Below are 20,773 nucleotides of genomic sequence, written 5' to 3' on the forward strand. Positions count from 1 at the left end.
CGCTCCCGTTCGTTAGGATCGGCACCCTGATGACTGCCACTCTCGTCGCCAAGGAACTCGCCGCCGGACACGGTGACCGCACGCTCTTCGCCGGGCTCGACCTCGTCGTCGCGCCCGGAGACGTGATCGGTCTCGTCGGAGCCAACGGCGCCGGCAAATCCTCGCTGCTGCGCCTGCTCGCCGGACTCGACCGCCCGGAGGAGGGCGAGCTGCGGCTCTCCCCGCCCACCGCCACCGTCGGACACCTCCCGCAGGAGCCCGAGCGCCGTGCGGGGGAGTCCGTGCGCGAGTTCCTCGCCCGCCGCACGGGGGTCGCCGACGCCCAGGCCGCGATGGACGCCGCGACCCAGGCGCTGGTCGACGGAGCGCCCGGCGCGGACGACGCCTACTCCGAGACGCTGGAGCGCTGGCTCTCCCTCGGCGGCGCCGACCTGGACGAACGCGCCGAGGAGGTCGCCGCCGAGCTCGGTCTGACCATCGGCCTCGACCTCCCGATGACCGCGCTCTCCGGCGGCCAGGCGGCCCGCGCCGGACTGGCCTCGCTGCTCCTGTCGCGCTACGACGTCTTCCTGCTCGACGAACCCACCAACGACCTGGACCTCGACGGCCTGGAGCGCCTGGAGCGCTTCGTGTCAGGGCTGCGGGCGGGCACCGTCGTGGTCAGCCACGACCGCGAGTTCCTGATGCGTACGGTCACCAAGGTCCTGGAACTCGACCTCGCCCAGCAGCAGATCAACCTCTACGGCGGCGGCTACGCCTCCTACCTGGAGGAACGCGAGCGCGCCCGCACCCACGCCCGCGAGGAGTTCGAGGAGTACGCCGACAAGCGCTCCGCGCTGGAGGGCCGCGCCCAGATGCAGCGCGGCTGGATGGACAAGGGCGTCAAGAACGCCCGCCGCAAGGCCACCGACAACGACAAGATCGGCCGCAAGTTCCGCAGCGAGGCCAGCGAGAAGCAGGCCGCGAAGGCCAAGCAGACCCAGCGCATGATCGAGCGTCTCGACGTCGTCGAGGAACCGCGCAAGGAGTGGGAGCTGCGGATGGAGATCGCCTCCGCCCCGCGCTCGGGCTCCGTCGTGGCCACCCTCCGCGACGCCGCCGTCGTCAGGGGCGACTTCTCCTTCGGGCCGGCCACCCTCCAGATCGACTGGGCCGACCGGGTCGCCATCACCGGCGCCAACGGGGCCGGGAAGTCCACCCTGCTCGCCGCCCTGCTCGGCAGGCTTCCGCTCGACGCGGGCCATGCCACGCTCGGATCGGGCGTCGTGGTGGGCGAGGTCGACCAGGCGCGCAAGCTGTTCCACGGCACGGAGAGCCTCCTCGACGCCTTCTGCGCCGCCGTCCCCGACACCGAGCCCGCCGAGGTGCGCACCCTGCTGGCCAAGTTCGGCCTGCGTGCCGCCCATGTGCTGCGCCCCGCGACGACCCTCTCGCCCGGTGAGCGCACCCGGGCGGGCCTGGCACTGCTCCAGGGCCGGGGCGTGAACCTGCTGGTTCTGGACGAGCCGACGAACCATCTGGACCTGCCCGCGATCGAGCAACTCGAATCGGCGCTGGAGGCGTACACCGGGACGCTGCTGCTCGTCACGCACGACCGGCGGATGCTGGAGGCGGTCCGCACCACGCGCCGCGTCGAGGTCGCCGGCGGCAAGGTCACCGAGTCCGGCTGACGACGCGGACCGCCCGCCGGGGAACCGGGACGGGCCGGCGACGCGGACCTGCCCGCCCCGGGAGCCGGGGCGGGCAGGCGTCTCGCGTGCGGGGCTGCGGGTGCCTCAGTCGACGTAGGTGATCTCCGACGAGGAGTAGATGCAGTTGGTGCCGTCGGCACCCGAACCGATCTCGCTCGGCTCGCCGCTCGTCGTGCCCTTGTACTTGGTGCAGATCTTCATGTCCCGGTCGCCGTCCTCGTAGATCGTGACGTCCGAGATCCTTGCCGTGTCGCCGTAGTTGGTGTTGATGCCGACCAGGCTGGTGCCGGGCGCGGTGGCCCAGATGTTCTGCAGCTGGATGTGGCGGGCGTTCTGCGTGGAGCAGTTGCCGCAGGAACGGACCAGCTTGCCGAAGTCGTCGACCTGGAAGTTCTTCACGACCAGGGTGCCGACGCCGTTGTGCTGGAAGACCTTGTCCTCGGCCAGCTTCGCGCCGCCGCCGTCGATCGTGCGCACCGTCGAGGAGGAGCCGCCGCGGAAGGTCGCGGCGTCCTCGCCCACGTCCTCCCACCAGACGTTCTTGATGGTGCAGGTGCCCGCGCAGTGCACACCGTCGGCTGCCGGGGCGCCGAGGATGACGTTCTGCAGGGTGGCGCCGTCCGCCAGCTTGATCATGGGCGGCTGGTCCTCGTCCTGGTCACCGCTGCCCAGGTCACCGGTGCCGTACAGGCGCTTCATGCCGCCGTCGTACGTGCCCGAGACCTCGATGGTCGCGGAGACCGCCTGGCTGCCGTTGGCCGACGGCCACGACGGACGGTCCGTGGGCGGGTCCGTCGGCTCGGTGGGCGGGTCCGTCGGCTCGGTCGGCGGGTCCGTGGGGACGGTGCCCGACGCGGTGAAGGTCCAGCTCTTGCTGGTCACCGAGTCGCAGGAGTTCTGCTGGACCAGGGCGCCCGAGGCCGTCGAACTGTCCTTCACGTTCAGGCACTTGCCGCCGTTGCTGTTGACGACGCGGTAGGTGGTGCCGCTGACCGAGGTCAGCGTCCACACCTGGGTGGCGGCGCTGCCGCAGGTCTGCTGTTCCACGGCCTTGCCCGCGCTGGTGGAGGCGTCCCGCACACCGGCGCACAGCGAGCTGCTGGCGGCGGCCAGCTTGTAGCCGCTGCCCGACGCCGTGAGCTTCCAGGTCTGGCCGGCGGCTCCGTTGCACGCGGCCTGGGCGAGCTGCGTGCCGGCGGCGGTGCTGGAGCCCGGTACGCCCAGACACAGACCGCTCGCGACGTTCTTCAGGCTGTACGAGCCCGCGGCGGGGGCCGCCGAGGCGGAGCCGGTCGCGAAGAGTGCGGTGAGGCCCGCCGCGAGCAGTGAAACCACGGCGACAAGGGTGGCGGCCGCACGGCCGCCGCGTCTCCTGACGTGCTGATTCTCGGTGCGCACTGGCTATTCCTCTCACCGCCTGCGGCGTCCTCCGCAGGCACCTGTCGTGGGGTTGGTGCGGTGGTGAAGGTGGTTCCCAGCTTCGGAACAAGATTCCGTATGCTGAACAGAGTTCTTGTATGCGAACAGCGGTGACGGTACGACACGAGGATCGAGCGGTCAATAAGTTCGGACGAAGGATCAGTCGCGCTGTTGTTCCGGTGCTGCCGTGGAGTCCCTGACGACCAGTGAGGTCGCCAGCGTGGTCTGCGCGGTGGCCGGTTCGGGGTCCGTGGACTCCACGGTCTGGATCAGCAGATCGACCGCCGTCCGCCCGGCCGGCGCGGTGGGCATGGCGACCGTCGTGAGCCTCGGCCGGTTCAGCCGTCCGGCCACGGTGTCGTCCACGCCGATCACGCTGACGTCGCCGGGGACCCGCACCCCGCGTTCGTCCAGCCCCTCGACGAGGCCGATGGCGACCAGGTCGTTGTAGCCGATCACACCGGTGGCGCCCGTCCCGGCCACGGCGGCCGTCGCCTCGATGCCGCCCTGCTCCGTCGGCGCGTTGGGGCCCAGCACGTCGAGCCGGAGGCCCGCGTCGGCGGCGGTCTTCCCGGCGGCCCGGCGCATCTGCGCACTGGTCCACGAACCGCGTGGACCGCAGACCAGGGCCAGATGCTCATGGCCGAGGCCGGCCAGGTGCTCCACCGCCAGGGCCGCGCCGTGGGCCACATCCATCAGTACGGCGGACAGCCCCGCGACCTGGCGGTTGACCAGCACGAAGGGCAGCTCCCCGCCCAGCCGCGCGATCACCTCGTTGGGCAGCCGGGGGCTGACCAGGACCACGCCGTCCACCTGACGGGACAGCGTCCGGATCAGCTCCTCCTCGGCCCGGGCGTCCTCGTCGGTGTCGGCCACGAAGACCTGGTAGCCGCGGACCCGGGCGTACGCCTGGGCCGACTTGATGAGCGGGGGGAAGAACGGGTTGGCGATGTCGGACACGATCAGCCCGAGATTCCTGGTGCGGCCCGTGGTCAGCGCACGCGCGGACTCGTTGGGCCGGTAGCCCAGTCGCGCGGCCGCGGCGACGACCCGCTCCCTGGTCTCCCTCTTCACCAGAGGGGACGAGGAAAGGGCGCGCGAGGCGGTGGAGACATGGACCCCGGCGGCCTCTGCCACATCGCGGATGGTCATCGCCACGATCGCGTCCTCCTGTCCGCTTCCCGGCCGGCCGCTGCGGAGTTGTGCAACCGGTTGCCCGGGGCGGGGACGTCAGGGAGCCGCACGGGCCCGGAACGGCGGGGCGGGCCTCCGGTGTGCGGGCGCCATCGAAGTCCTCTCCGTCGGCGGAATGCAACCGGTTGCAATCCGGCTGGCATCAGAGTGGCGGCGCGTCCTGGGCATGTCAATGCTTGGGTCGATACCCGTGCCGGGTCACGGTTCTGACCCCCACTCACATGGTCCGCGCCCCTCCTCCTGCCGGAAGGGCGGGTGGAGGGGCGCGGAGGAGCGCGGCGGGGTGGACGGGGCCCGGAGCCCCGCCCACCCGCGGGGTCAGCGCTTGCGGCCGCCCCCGTCGGGGCCCGTCAGCCCGGCGCGCCGCAGCGCGTCCGCCATGGCGCTGTTCGCCGGTGCGGCACCCTGGCGAGGGGAGCCGCCTCCGCCACCGCCACGCCGGTCACGGCCGCCCTGGCCGCCGCCCTGGCCCTGGTTCCGCCCGCCCCGGCCGTCCTGCGCCTGGTTCTGGCCGCCCTGACCCTGCCGCTGGCGCGGCGGCCGGTCGCCCCGGCCGCCGCCGCGCTCGCGCTTCGGCCCCTGGCCGCCGCCCTGTCCCGCCGTCGCCTCGTCGTCGAGCCGCAGCGTCAGCGAGACGCGCTTGCGCGGGAGGTCGACCTCCATGACCTTGACCTTCACGATGTCGCCCGGCTTCACGACGTCCCTGGGGTCCTTCACGAACGTCCGCGACATCGCCGACACATGGACGAGCCCGTCCTGGTGGACGCCGATGTCGACGAAGGCGCCGAACGCCGCCACATTGGTGACGACTCCCTCCAGCACCATCCCCGCCTCCAGGTCGCCGAGCTTCTCGACGCCCTCCTTGAAGGTGGCCGTCCTGAAGGCCGGGCGCGGGTCGCGGCCCGGCTTCTCCAGCTCCTTCAGGATGTCCGTGACGGTCGGCAGCCCGAACTTCTCGTCGACGAAGTCGTCCGGCCGCAGCGAGCGGAGGGTGTCCGTGTTGCCGATGAGCGAGGCGACGTCCCCTCCCGTCCGCTTCACCATCGTCCGCACCACGGGGTAGGCCTCCGGGTGCACGCTCGACGCGTCCAGCGGGTCGTCGCCGCCCCTGATCCGGAGGAAGCCCGCGCACTGCTCGTACGCCTTCGGACCCAGTCGCGCCACGTCCTTGAGCGCCCTGCGGGAGCGGAACGGGCCGTTCGTGTCCCGGTGCGCCACGATGTTCTCGGCCAGCCCCGAGCCGATGCCCGAGACCCGTGAAAGCAGCGGTGCCGACGCCGTGTTGACGTCCACGCCGACGCCGTTCACGCAGTCCTCGACCACCGCGTCCAGGGAGCGGGACAGCTTCACCTCGGACAGGTCGTGCTGATACTGCCCGACACCGATCGACTTCGGATCGATCTTCACCAGCTCGGCCAGCGGGTCCTGGAGCCGACGCGCGATCGAGACCGCGCCGCGCAACGACACGTCCATGTCCGGGAGTTCCTGCGAGGCGAAGGCCGACGCCGAGTACACGGAAGCGCCCGCCTCCGACACCATCACCTTGGTGAGCTTCAACTCAGGGTGCTTGTCGCAGAGTTCACCCGCGAGCTTGTCGGTCTCGCGGGACGCGGTGCCGTTGCCGATCGCGATCAGATCGACGCGGTGCTCCTTGGCGAGCCGCTCCAGCGTGGCCAGCGACTGGTCCCACTTGTTCGCGGGCACATGCGGGTGGATGACGTCGGTGGCGACGACCTTGCCGGTCGCGTCCACCACCGCCACCTTGACGCCCGTACGGAAACCGGGGTCGAGGCCCAGCGTCGCCCGGGTCCCGGCGGGCGCGGCGAGCAGCAGGTCGCGCAGGTTCGAGGCGAACACGCGTACGGCCTCGTCCTCCGCCGCCGTGCGCAGCCGCAGCCGCAGGTCGATCCCGAGGTGCACCAGGATCCGGGTCCGCCAGGCCCAGCGCACGGTGTCGCCGAGCCACTTGTCGCCGGGCCGTCCGCGGTCCGCGACCCCGAACCGGCGGGCGATCATGTTCTCGTACGAGGAGGGGCCGGGCTGCTCCGAAGGCTCCTCCGGTTCGAGCACGAGGTCGAGCACGTCCTCCTTCTCGCCGCGCAGCATCGCGAGGACCCGGTGCGAGGGCAGTGCGGTGAACGGCTCGGCGAAGTCGAAGTAGTCCGCGAACTTCGAGCCCGCCTCCTCCTTGCCCTCGCGCACCTTCGCGAGGACCCTGCCGCGTGACCACATGCGCTCGCGGAGCTCGCCCGTCAGGTCGGCGTCCTCGGAGAAGCGCTCCGTCAGGATCGCCCGGGCGCCCTCCAGCGCGGCCGCGGCGTCCGCGACCCCCTTGTCGGCGTCGACGAACGGCGCGGCGGCGGCGAGCGGGTCCACGGACGGGTCGTCCAGCAGCCCGCCGGCCAGCGGTTCCAGACCCGCCTCCCGCGCGATCTGCGCCTTCGTCCGGCGTTTCGGCTTGAACGGCAGGTAGATGTCCTCCAGCCGCGCCTTGGTGTCGGCCGCCCGGATCTGCGCCTCAAGGGTGGCGTCGAGCTTGCCCTGTTCGCGTACGGAGTCGAGGACCGCCGTGCGGCGGTCCTCCAGCTCCCGCAGATACCGCAGCCGCTCCTCGAGCGTGCGCAGCTGCGCGTCGTCGAGCATCTCGGTCGCTTCCTTGCGGTAGCGCGCGATGAACGGCACGGTCGAGCCGCCGTCGAGCAAGTCGACGGCCGCCTTCACCTGACGCTCACGTACGCCGAGCTCCTCGGCGATCCTGCCTTCGATGGACGTCGTCACGGTTTTCCCGACTCGCCTTCTCGTACTGGCTGTGCTGGCTGTGCCACTGGTGTGGTCCACACCCGGGTGGGCCCCTTCGCCTGCATTGTGCCGGGTGGCCGGGGGCCGTGTCGCGTGACCTGCTCGATCACGGCCCCGGCGTCCTGCCGGAGGGCGAGGTCACGCGCGCCGGGTACGGCCGCCGCGCGACGCGCCTCCGAAGAGGCTCGCCAGGAGCCGGAAGGGCAGGGTCACCACGGTGGCCACGGCGGAGCCGACGGTGCCGAGAGCGTGTGCGATCGCACGGAACACGGTGTGCCTCCTTCGTAGGGTGTACAAACCGCGTAGCCGCTCCGGAGCGTCGCAAACATCCCCGGCCCTCGCGTCCGGATCGTGCGGCACGCGCGCGGCGCACGATCCGGACGTGATGCCCCAGGGTTCAGCCCTTGCCGACCAGGTCCGCCGGGAACGCTCCGGCGGACGCCGCCGCGAACAGGAAGCCGCGCCCCAGTTCGGTGAGCCGGGCGACGTCGTCGGCGCCCAGGTGCTCGTAGGGCGCGGCGTCCATCCGGTCCGTCGCCTCCTCCAGCTCGGCCCGGAGCGCGGTGCCCGCTTCGGTCAGCTCGCCCTCCGCGTCCAGCACCCCGCGGTCCCGCAGCCGTGCCACCGCGGCGTCCCAGTCCGTGCGGCGCCAGCCGCGCGTGGCCAGGATCCAGCGCGGCGCCATGCCCTTGCCGGTGGCGGTGTGGCTGACCAGGGCCTCCAGCGGGTCGAGACCCGCCGTGAGCAGCGCGGCCAGATGCCCGTCGCCCCGGTGCTCACGCAGCAGCGTCGCCGCGTGCCAGTAGGCCAGGTGCGGTTCGTCGGGCACCTCCAGATCGGCGTGCGCGGCGTACAGCGGACGTGCGTGCCGGGTGCACGCCTCCGCGGCGCGCAGCGCCAGCGCGGCGGCCTCCGCCATCTCCGGGGAGCCGACGGCCTCCTCGCCGAGCACCCGGCGCAGCGTCGAGTCGGCCGCCCGCAGCCGGGCGTCGAGCGCGGCCCGCGGCGACACCTCCGACCAGACGGACGGCAGATGGCGGGCCACCAGCTCGTGGTTGAAGTTGTAGAAGGTCGCGGTCACGGTGCCCGCGCCGGCGGCCCCCAGAGCCGCGCCGCGAGCGGCGAAGTAGACGCGGCTCTCGTCCGTGACGCCCAGCAGACCGAACTCCTTGCCGAGGTCCGGCGAGAAGTAGACACAGGAGTGCAGCGGGTTGAGTGCGTTGTGGCAGCGGCGCCCGGCGCGCGGCGGAAGAGTGCTCATGCCCGCACGTTACCGACTGGTTGGTACGTCTGGTAGCCCCGGGGTCGCGGGCATCCGGCCCGTGCGACACCCATGGCAGGAAAGGTGGGGTACTCGTCATTGCGGCCATGAGGCCCGCCGCCCAGGATGGCGGTCATGAAGCAGCGATCCGTGCTCGTCGTCCTCTTCGAGGGCGTCCAGAGTCTCGACGTCAGCGGCCCGATGGAGGTCTTCGCGGGCGCCTCCCGCCACCCCGGGATCTCCTACGAGCTGCGCACCGCCTCGCTGGACGGCGCGCCGGTCCGCTGCTCCAGCGGCCTCACCCTCGTCCCCGACGGCGCCCTCGCCGACGCCCCCGCGCCCGATCTGCTCCTCGTGCCGGGCGGTACGGGCACCCGCGCCCCGGACCCGGCGCTGGTGGACTGGCTGCGCGCACACGCCCCGTCGGCCCGTCAGCTGGTCTCGGTCTGCACCGGCGCCCTGCTCCTGGCCGAGGCGGGCCTGCTCGACGGCCACCGGGTGACCACCCACTGGTCCGTGTGCGCACGGCTCGCCCGCGAGCATCCGGCCGTGGAGGTGGACCCCGACCCGATCTTCGTGCGCGACGGACGGCTGGCCACCTCCGCGGGTGTCACCGCGGGCATCGACCTCGCGCTCGCCCTGGTCGAGGAGGAGCACGGGCGGGAGGTCGCGCTCGGCATCGCCCGCCATCTCGTCGTCTTCCTGCGACGCCCGGGGAACCAGGCCCAGTTCAGCGCCCAACTCACCGCCCAGACCGCCGTTCGCGAGCCCCTCCGCGAGGTCCAGCACTGGATCGCCGGACATCCGGACGCGGACCTCTCGGTGGAAGCCCTGGCAGCCCGGGCCAGTCTCTCGCCCCGCCACTTCGCCCGCGCCTTCCAGGCCGAGACGGGCCTCACCCCGGGCAAGTACGTGGAGCGCGTACGCCTCGAACAGGCGCGCAGGCTGCTGGAGGACACCACCGACGGCGTCACCGGCATCGCCCGCGCCAGCGGCTACGGCACCCCGGAGGCGATGCGCCGCGCCTTCGTCAGAGCCCTGGGGACGGCGCCCGCCGAATACCGGCGCCGCTTCCGCACCCAGTCCGTATGACCGCCCGCCGGGCCGCCCGCAGGACCGGCCGGCCACCCCACGCGAAAGGAACACCCATGCAGATCGCCATCGTGCTCTTCGACCGCTTCACCGCGCTCGACGCCGTCGGCCCGTACGAGATGCTCGGCCGCACTCCCGGGGACGAGATCGTGTTCGTCGCCGAGCGCACGGGGCCCGTGCGCAACGACCGGGGCAGTCTCTCGCTCGTCGCCGACCGGACGCTCGCCGACGTACCCGCCCCGGACCTGGTCGTCGTGCCGGGCGGCCCCGGCCAGAGCGACCAGATGGAGAACGAGGCCCTGCTCGGCTGGCTCCGTACGGCCGACGCCACGAGCACCTGGACGACCTCCGTGTGCACCGGCTCGCTGCTGCTCGCCGCCGCCGGGCTGCTCACCGGCCGCCGTGCCACCTCGCACTGGCTCGCCCTCGACGTCCTCGAGGCCTACGGCGCCGAGCCGACCGGGGAGCGCGTGGTCACCGACGGCAAGTACGTCACCGCCGCCGGAGTCTCCTCGGGCATCGACATGGCGCTCACCCTGCTCGGCAGGATCGCGGGCGACGAACACGCCATGACCGTCCAGTTGCTGACCGAGTACGACCCCCAGCCGCCCTACGACGCCGGATCGCCGCAGAAGGCCCCGGCGGACATGGTCGAGACATGGCGGGCCAGGAGCCGGTTCATCCTGACGTAGGCGTGCCGCCGCAGGAGTCCGTGGTCCAGGTGAACCGGGGCGCACGGCGCTCCAGGAAGGCGGCGACCCCCTCCGCGGTGTCGCCGCTGCCGTGCGCCTGCCGCGACCAGTAGGCGTCCCGGTCCTCACGGCCGTCGGCGAACTCCTTGGCGGCGGCCTGCGTCAGCTGCGAGCGCGACGCCAGCACCCGAGCGAAGGCGAGCACCCGCTCGTCCAGCCCGCCTGCGGGCAGCACCTCGTCCACCAGCCCCGTGCGCAGCGCGCGCTCGGTGCCGATCAGCTCGCCCGAGAACAGCAGGTACTTCGCCGCCGCCGGGCCGACCAGCGAGACGAGCCGGCGGGTCGAGGACGACGGATAGACGATCCCGGGCTTGGCCGGGGTGACGCCGAAGGAAGCGCCCTCCTCCGCGAACCGCAGATCACAGGCGGCCGCGAGCTGGCTGCCGCCGCCCACGCAGTAGCCGCGTACGGCGGCCAGCGTCGGCCGCGGGAAGGCCGCCAGGGCCTCCTCGGCCCGTACCGCGAGCGCCTGCGGCCTCCCGCCGGGGTCCCGGAGGGAGGAGATGTCCGCGCCCGCGCAGAACGTCTCGCCCGCCCCGGTGAGCACCAGGACGCGCACGCCGGGGTCGGCCGCCAGCCCGTCCAGCAGCACGGGCAGGGCCAGCCACATGTCCGCGGTCATGGCGTTGCGCTTGGCGGGGTTGCTGATGACGACGGTGGCGACCCCGTCCACGACGGTGTGCTCCAGCCGGGGTTCCGTCCGCGCCGCCCGTTCCGTGAGGTCCATGCGCCGGATGCTATCCGTACGGCTCGAACCTATGATCAAGAAGGGGTCGCCGAGCGAACACGCACCGTGAGGAGCCGTCGATGGCCGGACCCATGACCGACAGCAGAAAGCTCCGCAGGAGCTTCGGCGGGCTCGTCCTGCTCGGTGCCCTGCTCGTCGTCGCAGGCCTCGTCGGCCTCGTCTACACCGGCGTCGCCACCCTCACCTCGATGATCCTCTTCGGCTGGCTGCTGCTCGTCGGCGGACTCGTCGGCCTCCTCCACGCCGTCCAGGCACGCGGTACCCCGTACTTCTGGCTGGGCGTGGTGGTCGCCGCGCTGAACCTCGCCGCGGGCGTCGTCGTCATCCGGCACCCGCACGGCACGGCCGAGGCGCTCACGATGTTCGCCGCGCTGCTCTTCCTCACCGGGGGAGTGTTCCGGCTGGTCGGCAGTGTCGTCGTACGCGGCCCGCAGTTCGGCTGGACCCTGCTCCAGGGGGCCTTCGGACTGCTGCTGGGCCTGCTGGTCCTCTTCGACTGGCCGCACAGCAGCCTCTATGTGCTCGGCTGCTTCTTCTCGCTGGCCCTGCTGTTCGACGGACTCGGGCTGATCGCGATCGGCGTCGGAGGCCGGCACGTCGTCAGCATGGTGACGGACCAGATGAGGCCTGAAGAAGGTGAGAACCAGATGACGCCTGAAGAAGGTGAGAAGTAGTCCATCCTCCTGACGCGGACATACCCACTCGGTCAAATTGCTTCCATAAGAAGCCACTTGCGATCAGCGTCGCAGTCCGGACCATCCCGTTCCCGACACTCATTACCCGATGGTCAGTGACGTGCGAGTCGAGAGCGGGTGCCGGTCTATGGAGAGCCGCGGGAGTGTTCCGGCCCGACCGGTGTCGTACGAGGGAGTGTGGCGCTTCACGGCCCCCGCCGTCGACGCCTCGGTGCCCCAGGCCCGGCACGCGGTACGGGACCTGATCGACCGGCAGGCGGTGCCCGTCGAGGACGACATCCTCCAGGGGCTGCTGCTGATCGTGTCCGAGCTGGTCACCAACGCGGTCCGGCACGCGGCGCTGCTCTCGCCCGAGCTGGCCGTCGAGGTGGCCATCGGGGCGGAGTGGATCAGAGTGTCCGTCGAGGACAACCACCCCTACCGCCCCACGGCCCTGGTCACCGACTACGGACAGACCGGGGGCCGGGGGCTGCTGCTCGTACGCGAGATCACCGCCGAGGCGGGCGGGGTCTGCGACGTGGAGCACACGGCGGGCGGAGGCAAGATCATCTGGGCGGCGCTGCCCCTGGAGACGCAGCTCTGACCGCCCCCTGCGAGATGCCCGGCCTCACCAGCCCGCGGACGGACCCGTCAGCTCCCTGATCGCCGGCCGCGCCGCGTCCAGGACGGTCATGAACCAGGCCGAGAACGGTGCGGCGGCGTGCCGTTCCGCGAGCTCGGCGGCGCTCACGAAGGCCGTCTCGCCGACCTCCTCCGCGTCCGGCCGCAGCTGCTCCTGGGCCAGCCCGACGAACAGGTGGTTGAACTCCTGCTCCACCAGCCCCGACACCGGGTCGGGGTGGTTGTAGCGGACCGTGCCGGCGGCGGCGAGCAGCGAGGGCGAGATCCCCAGCTCCTCGTACGTGCGCCGGGCCGCGGCGGCGAACGGGGCCTCACCCGGGTACGGGTGGCCGCAGCAGGTGTTCGACCACACGCCGGGGGAGTGGTACTTGCCGAGCGCCCGGCGCTGGAGCAGCAGCCGTCCCTGCTCGTCGAAGAGGAAGACGGAGAACGCCCGGTGCAGCTGACCGGGGGCCTGGTGAGCCGCGAGCTTCTCCGCGGTGCCGATGGTGGTGCCGTTCTCGTCGACCAGTTCGAGCATGATCGCGTCTGCTGTTCCGTTCGACGAGCTGTGCGCCGCGGTTGCTGGTGTGCTCGGCATACCCATCCTTCGCTTTGGTTCCCGGCCTCGTGCGCCGGACCCCTCGAGTGCGGTCAAGTCTGCCGTACAAAAGCCGCCTGTCCGTACTTCGGGTGCGGGCATGTCCGCCCCGCCGTGTCCCGGAGAGGGGGCTGCGCGGACACCGCGTCGGAGTCCGGGGCCTCCGGGCAGTGGATCATGCCCACCGGGACCCGCGCGGAATCCCCGGCGCACTCCCGCCCCGCCGGGAACCACCGAGCCCGGCGGCGGCGGGCCCGGGCCGTCGAGGCGGCTCAGTGGCAGAGCCGCGCCTCGTGCTCGGCGTGCCCGCTGGGCTCCAGCTGGAAGGTGCAGTGCTCCACGTCGAAGTGGTGGCCCAGGCAGCCCTGGAGGTCGTGCAGGAGCTTCTCGTGCCCGATCGAGTCCAGCATCTCCTGGTGCACGACCACATGGGCGGAGAGCACCGGCATGCCCGACGTGATCGTCCAGGCGTGCAGGTCGTGGACGTCCAGCACACCGGGCAGCGCCGTGATGTGGGCACGCACCTCGTCCATGTCGACGCCCTTGGGGGCCGACTCCAGGAGTACGTCGAGCGTCTCCCGCAGCAGCTTGACCGTGCGGGGCACGATCATGAGGCCGATCAGCAGCGAGGCGATGGGGTCGGCGGCCTGCCAGCCGGTGGCCATGATGATGCCCGCGGACACCAGCACCGTCACCGAGCCCAGGGTGTCCGCGACGACCTCCAGATAGGCCCCCCGCACATTGAGGCTGTCCCGCTGCCCGCGCATCAGCAGGGAGAGCGAGACCACGTTGGCGACCAGCCCGACGGCGGCGAACGCGATGGCCAGGCCGCCCCTGGTCTCGGCCGGGGTGATGAAGCGGTCGACGGCCTCGAAGACCAGATAGCCGCCGACGCCCAGGAGCAGCAGACAGTTGGCGAGCGCGGCGAGGATCTCGGCGCGGGCGTAACCGAAGGTGCGGTTGGGGCCCGCCGGCCGGTTGGCGAAGTGGATCGCCAGCAGCGCCATGCCCAGGCCCAGCGCGTCGGTCGCCATGTGCGCGGCGTCCGCGATCAGGGCGAGCGAGTCGGCGAGCAGCCCGCCGACGATCTCCATGACCATGACGCCGAGCGTGATGCCGAGGGCGACCCGGAGCCGGCCCCGGTACGCGGCGGCCGCCGTCCCCGTCGGGGGCGGCCCTCCGTGCGTATGACCGTGATCGTGGCCAGCCCCCATGAGAACGCCTCCGGATAACGCGTCGTAAGCCTCGGACAGCTCGGACGCACCTCGCCCGACGCCGCCAGTGAACTACGGGTGCGGGGTACGGGGCAACACGGTACTGAACACCGTTGTCATAGTCTCTGACCTGCGGAAACGTCCGCAGGTCAGAGAGCCGGAGGCAGCAGCTCCGTCACCGTGCGGCGCGGACCTCCGGGTGGCGCAGGCACCAGCCCTCCCAGGCCGACTCCACCATCTCGCGCATCCCGCGCCGTGCCGTCCAGCCCAGCTCCTCGGTCATCCGGGAGGCCGAAGCGACCGCCCTGGCCGCGTCCCCGGGCCTGCGCGGCTCGACCACGGGCTCGACGGGCCTGCCGGTGACCTCGGCCACCAGCTCGGCCAGCCGACGCACCGAGACGCCCTCGCCCCGGCCGATGTTCACGGTGAGATCGCCGCCGTCCGCGTCCTTGTCGAGCTGCCGGGCGACCGCGAGATGCGCGTCCGCGAGATCGGCCACATGGATGTAGTCGCGGACGCAGGTGCCGTCGGGCGTCGGGTAGTCGTCACCGAAGATCCGGGGCGCCTCCCCCCGCGTCAGCCGGTCGAAGAACATCGGTACGACGTTGAAGACGCCCGTGTCGGCCAGCTCGGGCTCCGCCGCCCCCGCCACGTTGAAGTACCGCAGACAGGCCGTCGAGATGCCGTGCGCCCTGCCCGTGGCGCGCACCAGCCACTCACCGGCGAGCTTGGTCTCGCCGTACGGGTTGATCGGCGCGCACGGCGTGTCCTCGGTGATGAGCTCCACGTCCGGCACGCCGTACACCGCGGCCGACGAGGAGAAGAGGAACCGCCGGACCCCGGCCGCGACCACGGCCTCCAGCAGCACCGCGAGCCCCGACACGTTCTCCCGGTAGTAGAGCAGCGGCTTCTCGACCGATTCGCCGACCTGCTTCTTCGCCGCGAGATGCACCACACCCGAGACGGAGTGCTCGGCCAGTACCCGGTCGAGCACCGGGCGGTCGGACGCCGAACCGCGCACCAGGGTGATGCCCTCCGGCAGCCGCTCCTCGACGCCCGTAGAGATGTCGTCGAGCACGACGACTCTTTCCCCGGCCGCGGTCATGGCCTTCGCCACATGTGCCCCGATGTAACCGGCCCCGCCTGTGATCAACCACGTCATACGCGTCAGCTTATGCGCTGCGCGGACGCGGTTTGTGGGGTGAGGCGTTGATCGACGATGATGATCGCGAACGGCGCCGCATCATGGCCGGTTCGCCCGAACGGAGCACAAACGGGCGGTGAACTCGGTCTTCCGTTCATCCGATAGCCTCAGCCGACGTGCCGCCGGCCCACCCCCGGGCCGCACTGTCGCGCGCCGTTCCCGTCAGCGCCAAGGAGTGAGTTCGTCTGTCGACCGCCATCCTCTCCGGTGCGCCGGTACCCGGATCGTCGCTCGAGGACGATCTGAGGTCACTCGGCTTCGACGTGACCGCCGCAGCCGACGCCTCCGAGGCCGCCGAGCTGCTCGCCGCGGTCCCCGCGAGCAGGCGCGTCGCGCTCGTGGACCCACGTTTCGTCGGCCATGTCCACGCCCTCAGGCTCGGACTCACCGACCCCCGCTTCGCAGCGGCCGCGATCCCCGGCGCGCTCACCGCGCAGCCCGAGGCGCGCCCCGCGCTGCTCCGGGCCCTGCGCAGGGCCGTCGTCGCGGTCGGCGCGGGGAGCCCCGTCGCGCCGCCCGGCGCCGAACCCGTCACCGAGGACCGCACCGTGCCCGGCCGGCTGGCCGTGGCGCTGGACGCGGAGGGCACCCATGTGCAGCGGCCCGAGCTCGGTTCGCTCACGGCGGCGGTGCCCACAGGACCCGAGGAGCGGGTCGCCGCCAGGGCCGCCGTCGACGCCGTCGACGACGAGGCCGTACGGCTGCGCAGCGCGGTGAAGGCCCACGACGGCTTCTTCACCACGTTCTTCATCAGCCCGTACTCCCGCTACATCGCCCGCTGGTGCGCCCGCCGGGGCCTCACCCCCAACCAGGTCACCACCGCCTCGCTGATCACCGCGCTCATCGCGGCGGGCAGCGCGGCGACCGGCACCCGCGGCGGCTACATCGCGGCCGGAGTGCTCCTGCTCCTCTCCTTCGTCCTGGACTGCACCGACGGGCAGCTCGCCCGCTACTCGCTCCAGTACTCGACGATGGGTGCCTGGCTGGACGCCACCTTCGACCGGGCCAAGGAGTACGCGTACTACGCGGGCCTCGCGCTCGGCGCCGCCCGTGGTGGTGACGACGTGTGGGTGCTCGCGCTCGGCGCGATGGTGCTCCAGGCGTGCCGCCATGTCGTGGACTTCTCGTTCAACGAGGCCAACCACGACGCGGTGTCCAACACGAGCCCGACGGCCGCGCTCTCCGACAAGCTCGACAGCGTCGGCTGGACGGTGTGGCTGCGCCGGATGATAGTGCTGCCCATCGGCGAACGATGGGCCATGATCGCCGTGCTGACCGCCGTGACCACGCCCCGCGTCGTCTTCTACGCCCTGCTCGTCGGCTGCGCCCTGGCCGCCTGCTACACCACGGCGGGCCGGCTGCTGCGCTCGCTGACGCGCAAGGCCCAGCGCACCGACCGCGCCGCGGGCGCACTCGCCGACCTCGCCGACTCCGGACCGCTCGCCGAGGCCGTCGCCGCCGTGCTGCGGCGTCCGGGCGGTGGCTTCACGGCCCCGTTCCTGGCGTTCGCCGGTGCGGCCGTGCTGGTCGCCGCGGCCCTGTTCGCCCCGTACGGCAGCTGGCTGACCGTGGGCGCGGCGGTGCTCTACGCGGTCGTCTCCGGCCTCGCCGTGTCACGTCCGCTCAAGGGCGCGCTCGACTGGCTCGTACCCCCGGTGTTCCGGGCCGCCGAATACTGCACGGTCCTCGTGCTGGCGGCCCGCAGCGACGTCCCGCACGCCGTTCCCGCGGCATTCGGCCTGGTTTCTGCGGTCGCCTACCATCACTACGACACGGTGTACCGCATCCGGGGAGGCACCGGAGCGCCGCCCAGGTGGCTGGTGCGCACCATCGGCGGGCACGAGGGCCGGACCCTGGCCGTGACCGTACTCGCCGCTCTGCTGACCAGCGGTTCAGGATTTACCACGGCACTCACCGCCCTCGCGGCGGCCGTGGCTCTGGTGGTGCTCGTGGAGTCCATCCGCTTCTGGGTGTCCTCCTCGGCGCCCGCAGTACACGACGAAGGAGAACTCGCATGATCGGCCTCGTACTGGCTGCCGGTGCCGGACGCCGTCTGCGTCCCTACACGGACACGCTGCCCAAGGCCCTGGTGCCCGTGGACGGCGAGAAGACGGTCCTGGACCTGACGCTGGCCAACTTCGCCGAGGTCGGGCTCACCGAGGTCGCGGTCGTCGTCGGCTACCGCAAGGAGGCCGTCTACGCCCGCAAGGCCGAGTTCGAGGCCACGTACGGCGTGACGCTGACGCTGATCGACAACGACAAGGCCGAGGAGTGGAACAACGCCTACTCCCTCTGGTGCGCCCGTGAGGTCCTGAAGAAGGGCGTCATCCTCGCCAACGGCGACACCGTGCACCCGGTCTCCGTCGAGAAGACCCTCCTGGACGCGCGCGGCAAGGGCCAGAAGATCATCCTCGCCCTCGACACGGTGAAGAGCCTCGCCGACGAGGAGATGAAGGTCATCACCGAGGACGGCAAGGGCGTCCGCCGGATCACCAAGCTCATGGACCCGGCCACCGCGACCGGCGAGTACATCGGCGTCACGCTCATCGAGCCCGAGGCCGCCGAGGAGCTCGCCGACGCCCTGAAGGCCACCTTCGAGCGCGACCCCGACCTCTACTACGAGGACGGCTACCAGGAGCTGGTGAACCGCGGCTTCACGGTCGACGTGGCGCCCATCGGCGAGGTGACGTGGGTGGAGATCGACAACCACGACGACCTCGCCAGGGGCAGGGAGATCGCGTGCCGGTACTGACGCGGCTCATTCCGTCGCCGGTCGTCGTCGACATCCGGTGCGGCGCCATGGACGGCCTGGCCGCCCTCCTCGCCGACCAGCGGATCTCCACGTCGGGCAAGCTCGCCATCGCGATCAGCGAGGGCTCCGGGCGCGCCCTGCGCGAGAGGCTCGCCCCGGTGCTGCCGGGCGCCGACTGGTACCCGGTCACCGACGGCACGATCGACGCCGCCGTGCGGCTCGCCGACGGCATCAAGGGCAACCGCTACGACGCCGTGGTCGGCCTCGGCGGCGGCAAGATCATCGACGTGGCGAAGTACGCCGCGGCGCGCGTGGGCATGCCCATGGTCGCCGTCGCGACGAACCTGTCCCACGACGGGCTCTGCTCCCCGGTCGCGACCCTGGACAACGACAACGGGCGGGGCTCCTACGGGGTCCCCACCCCGATCGGCGTGGTCATCGACCTCGACGTGATCCGCGAGGCGCCCGCACGCTACGTGCGCTCGGGCATCGGCGACGCGGTCTCCAACATCTCGTGCGTCGCCGACTGGGAGCTCGCCCACAAGGTGCGCGGCGAGGACATCGACGGCCTCGCCGCGGCCATGGCCCGGCAGGCCGGCGAAGCGGTGCTCCGCCACCCCGGCGGGGTCGGTGACGACGCCTTCCTCAAGGTGCTCGCCGAAGGCCTCGTCCTGACCGGCATCTCGATGTCGATCGCCGGTGACTCGCGGCCCGCTTCGGGCGGCTGCCACGAGATCAACCACGCCTTCGACCTGCTGTACCCGAAGCGCGCCGCGAGCCACGGCGAGCAGGTCGGCCTCGGCGCCTGCTTCGCGATGCACCTGCGCGGCGCACGCGAGGACGCGCTCCACATGGCGTCCGTCCTGCGGCGCCACGGGCTGCCCGTGCTGCCCGAGGAGATCGGCTTCACCCCCGAAGAGTTCGTGCGGGCCGTCGAGTACGCCCCGCAGACGCGTCCGGGACGCTTCACGATCCTGGAACACCTCAACCTGTCCACCGACCAGATCAGGGACGCGTACGCCGACTATGCAAAAGCCATCCATAGCTGAACTCCGTCCGGTCGTGCACCCGCCGGGTGTGAAGGACCGGCGCAGCGGCGAGCACTGGGCGGGTCGGCTCTACATGCGCGAGATCTCGCTGCGCATCACCCGGCGCCTGGTGACCACGAAGATCACGCCCAACCAGCTGACCTACGTGATGACCGTCGCCGGCGTGCTCGCGGCACCGGCCCTTCTGGTCCCCGGCATCCCCGGGGCCCTGCTCGGCGTGCTCGCGGTCCAGCTCTACCTGCTGTTCGACTGCGTCGACGGCGAGGTCGCCCGGTGGAAGAAGCAGTACTCGCTGGGCGGGGTCTATCTGGACCGGGTGGCCGCCTACCTCTGTGACGCGGCCGTCCTGGTCGGCTTCGGCCTGCGCGCCGCCGACCTGTGGGGCACGGGACGCATCGACTGGCTGTGGGCCTTCCTGGGCACGCTCGCCGCGCTCGGCGCCATCCTGATCAAGTCCGAGACGGACCTCGTCGGGGTCGCCCGCCACCAGGGCGGGCTGCCGCCCGTCAAGGAGGCCGCCTCCGAGCCCCGATCCTCCGGCATGGCGCTGGCCCGCCGTGCGGCCGGCGCGCTCAAGTTCCACCGGCTGATCCTCGGTATCGAGGCGTCCTTCGTCATCCTGATCGTGGCCGTACTCGACACGGTCAGGGACGACCTCTTCTTCAGCCGTCTCGCCGTCGCGGTCATGGCCGGCATCGCCCTTCTCCAGACCGTCCTGCACCTGGTGTCGATCCTGGCGTCCAGCAGGCTGAAGTGAGCTCTCCCATGAAACTCGGCGCGGTCATCATCACCATGGGCAACCGCCCTGAGGAACTGCGTGCCCTGCTCGACTCGGTCGCCAAGCAGGAGGGCGACCGGATCGAGGTGGTCGTCGTCGGCAACGGCGCCCCGGTCCCCGACGTCCCCCCGGGCGTACGGACCGTGGAACTCCCCGAGAACCTGGGCATCCCGGGTGGCCGCAACGTCGGCATCGAGGCCTTCGGCCCCTCGGGCGCCGACGTGGACGCGCTGCTCTTCCTCGACGACGACGGGCATCTGCCGAACACCGACACCGCCGAGCTCTGCCGGCAGGCGTTCGAGGCGGACCCGAAGCTCGGCATCATCACCTTCCGCATCGCCGACCCCGAGACCGGGGTCACCCAGCGGCGGCACGTGCCGCGGCTGCGCGCGTCCGACCCGATGCGCTCGTCCCGTGTCACGACGTTCCTCGGCGGCGCGAACGCCGTGCGCAGCCAGGTCATCGCCGAGGCCGGTCCGCTCCCGGGCGAGTTCTTCTACGCCCACGAGGAGACCGACCTCGCCTGGCGGGCCCTGGACGCCGGCTGGATGATCGACTACCGCGCCGACATGGTGCTCAACCACCCCACCACCGCTCCCTCGCGGCACGCGGTCTACCACCGCATGGTGGCCCGCAACCGCGTCTGGCTCGCCCGCCGGAACCTGCCCGCCCCGCTGGTCCCCGTGTACGTCGGGGTGTGGCTGCTGCTCACCCTGGTGCGCAGGCCCTCCCTGCCCGCGCTCAAGGCATGGTTCGGAGGATTCCGGGAAGGCTGGACGACGCCCTGTGGTCCCCGGCGCCCCATGCGGTGGCGTACGGTATGGCGGCTGACCAGACTGGGCCGGCCGCCGGTGATCTGAGAGGCTCTCCTCTGAGACCATGAGCCGTATTCATTCCGTACGGGGAACCTGTCCGCATCGGCCG

Annotated in this window: 19 protein-coding genes and 1 pseudogene; 10 read left to right on the forward strand and 10 right to left on the reverse strand. The window is 71.9% G+C overall.

Annotated elements, in window-relative coordinates; genetic code table 11:
- The first annotated feature begins 29 nt into the window (after positions 1-29).
- Complete coding sequence (locus AMK10_RS19180) at positions 30-1,670, forward strand: ABC-F family ATP-binding cassette domain-containing protein (RefSeq protein ID WP_073749022.1); 1,641 nt, start codon at positions 30-32, stop codon at positions 1,668-1,670.
- A 105-nt stretch (positions 1,671-1,775) separates the two neighbouring features.
- Here the strand turns inward: AMK10_RS19180 and AMK10_RS38055 are convergent, their stop codons facing one another.
- From AMK10_RS38055 to AMK10_RS19200, 6 genes and pseudogenes are all read right to left on the reverse strand, one after another.
- Positions 1,776-2,573 (reverse strand): pectate lyase, encoded by a 798-nt coding sequence (locus AMK10_RS38055; RefSeq protein WP_382564044.1) that lies wholly within the window; start codon positions 2,571-2,573, stop codon positions 1,776-1,778.
- Positions 2,550-3,089 (reverse strand): annotated as a pseudogene (locus AMK10_RS38060) (RICIN domain-containing protein); the annotation flags it as partial. The pseudogene AMK10_RS38060 and the gene AMK10_RS38055, both read right to left, overlap by 24 nt.
- Before the next feature lie 180 nt (positions 3,090-3,269).
- Positions 3,270-4,262 carry a LacI family DNA-binding transcriptional regulator gene (locus AMK10_RS19190; RefSeq protein WP_073749348.1) on the reverse strand — a complete coding sequence of 331 codons (993 nt, stop codon included), beginning with the start codon at positions 4,260-4,262 and terminating at the stop codon, positions 3,270-3,272.
- 360 nt (positions 4,263-4,622) lie between these two features.
- Entirely contained in the window at positions 4,623-7,082 is a 2,460-nt protein-coding gene (locus tag AMK10_RS19195; protein ID WP_073749023.1) for a Tex family protein, read from the reverse strand.
- A gap of 159 nt (positions 7,083-7,241) precedes the next feature.
- A complete protein-coding gene (locus AMK10_RS38510) occupies positions 7,242-7,373 on the reverse strand; it encodes an LPFR motif small protein (protein ID WP_274535344.1) in 132 nt (43 codons plus the stop codon).
- Between the two features lie 127 nt (positions 7,374-7,500).
- Positions 7,501-8,364, reverse strand: coding sequence for an SCO6745 family protein (locus AMK10_RS19200; RefSeq protein ID WP_073749024.1), 864 nt, complete (start codon positions 8,362-8,364; stop codon positions 7,501-7,503).
- 135 nt (positions 8,365-8,499) lie between these two features.
- On the opposite strand from AMK10_RS19200, the gene AMK10_RS19205 reads away from it, so the two are divergent.
- Positions 8,500-9,456, forward strand: coding sequence for a GlxA family transcriptional regulator (locus tag AMK10_RS19205; protein WP_073749025.1), 957 nt, complete (start codon positions 8,500-8,502; stop codon positions 9,454-9,456).
- A gap of 56 nt (positions 9,457-9,512) precedes the next feature.
- Positions 9,513-10,148 (forward strand): DJ-1/PfpI family protein, encoded by a 636-nt coding sequence (locus tag AMK10_RS19210; RefSeq protein WP_073749026.1) that lies wholly within the window; start codon positions 9,513-9,515, stop codon positions 10,146-10,148.
- Here AMK10_RS19210 and AMK10_RS19215 read toward each other — a convergent pair.
- A complete protein-coding gene (locus AMK10_RS19215) occupies positions 10,135-10,935 on the reverse strand; it encodes an enoyl-CoA hydratase/isomerase family protein (RefSeq protein WP_073749027.1) in 801 nt (266 codons plus the stop codon). The genes AMK10_RS19210 and AMK10_RS19215 overlap by 14 nt on opposite strands.
- A gap of 80 nt (positions 10,936-11,015) precedes the next feature.
- On the opposite strand from AMK10_RS19215, the gene AMK10_RS19220 reads away from it, so the two are divergent.
- Both AMK10_RS19220 and AMK10_RS19225 read left to right on the forward strand, forming a co-directional pair.
- Positions 11,016-11,630: an HdeD family acid-resistance protein gene (locus AMK10_RS19220; RefSeq protein WP_073749028.1), complete on the forward strand. Its 615-nt coding sequence runs from the start codon at positions 11,016-11,018 to the stop codon at positions 11,628-11,630.
- Positions 11,631-11,778: 148 nt separating this feature from the next.
- Positions 11,779-12,234, forward strand: coding sequence for an ATP-binding protein (locus AMK10_RS19225; RefSeq protein ID WP_073749029.1), 456 nt, complete (start codon positions 11,779-11,781; stop codon positions 12,232-12,234).
- A gap of 24 nt (positions 12,235-12,258) precedes the next feature.
- Here AMK10_RS19225 and idi read toward each other — a convergent pair whose 3' ends face one another.
- The 3 genes from idi to galE form a co-directional block, all read right to left on the reverse strand.
- Positions 12,259-12,852, reverse strand: a complete 594-nt coding sequence (gene idi / locus AMK10_RS19230) for an isopentenyl-diphosphate Delta-isomerase (protein WP_073749030.1) — start codon at positions 12,850-12,852, stop codon at positions 12,259-12,261.
- A gap of 272 nt (positions 12,853-13,124) precedes the next feature.
- Entirely contained in the window at positions 13,125-14,066 is a 942-nt protein-coding gene (locus AMK10_RS19235) for a cation diffusion facilitator family transporter (protein ID WP_073749031.1), read from the reverse strand.
- A 175-nt stretch (positions 14,067-14,241) separates the two neighbouring features.
- Positions 14,242-15,228, reverse strand: coding sequence for a UDP-glucose 4-epimerase GalE (gene galE, locus AMK10_RS19240; protein ID WP_073749032.1), 987 nt, complete (start codon positions 15,226-15,228; stop codon positions 14,242-14,244).
- Positions 15,229-15,533: 305 nt separating this feature from the next.
- Between galE and AMK10_RS19245 the strand changes: the two genes are divergently transcribed.
- Genes AMK10_RS19245 through AMK10_RS19265 form a run of 5 tightly spaced genes read left to right on the forward strand, consistent with a single transcriptional unit; the run spans position 15,534 to position 20,709 of the window.
- Positions 15,534-17,288: a DUF5941 domain-containing protein gene (locus AMK10_RS19245; protein ID WP_073749033.1), complete on the forward strand. Its 1,755-nt coding sequence runs from the start codon at positions 15,534-15,536 to the stop codon at positions 17,286-17,288.
- A complete protein-coding gene (locus AMK10_RS19250) occupies positions 17,285-18,022 on the forward strand; it encodes a phosphocholine cytidylyltransferase family protein (protein ID WP_073749034.1) in 738 nt (245 codons plus the stop codon). The genes AMK10_RS19245 and AMK10_RS19250 overlap by 4 nt, the downstream gene beginning before the upstream one ends.
- Complete coding sequence (locus AMK10_RS19255; RefSeq protein ID WP_073749035.1) at positions 18,010-19,071, forward strand: iron-containing alcohol dehydrogenase family protein; 1,062 nt, start codon at positions 18,010-18,012, stop codon at positions 19,069-19,071. Before AMK10_RS19250 ends, AMK10_RS19255 begins: the two co-directional genes overlap by 13 nt.
- Positions 19,049-19,828 (forward strand): CDP-alcohol phosphatidyltransferase family protein, encoded by a 780-nt coding sequence (locus AMK10_RS19260; RefSeq protein WP_073749036.1) that lies wholly within the window; start codon positions 19,049-19,051, stop codon positions 19,826-19,828. Before AMK10_RS19255 ends, AMK10_RS19260 begins: the two co-directional genes overlap by 23 nt.
- Before the next feature lie 8 nt (positions 19,829-19,836).
- Positions 19,837-20,709 (forward strand): glycosyltransferase family 2 protein, encoded by an 873-nt coding sequence (locus AMK10_RS19265; protein ID WP_198959721.1) that lies wholly within the window; start codon positions 19,837-19,839, stop codon positions 20,707-20,709.
- Positions 20,710-20,773 lie beyond the last annotated feature (64 nt).

It is taken from the genome of Streptomyces sp. CB02058 (genome assembly GCF_001905505.1).
Lineage (GTDB): Bacteria > Actinomycetota > Actinomycetes > Streptomycetales > Streptomycetaceae > Streptomyces.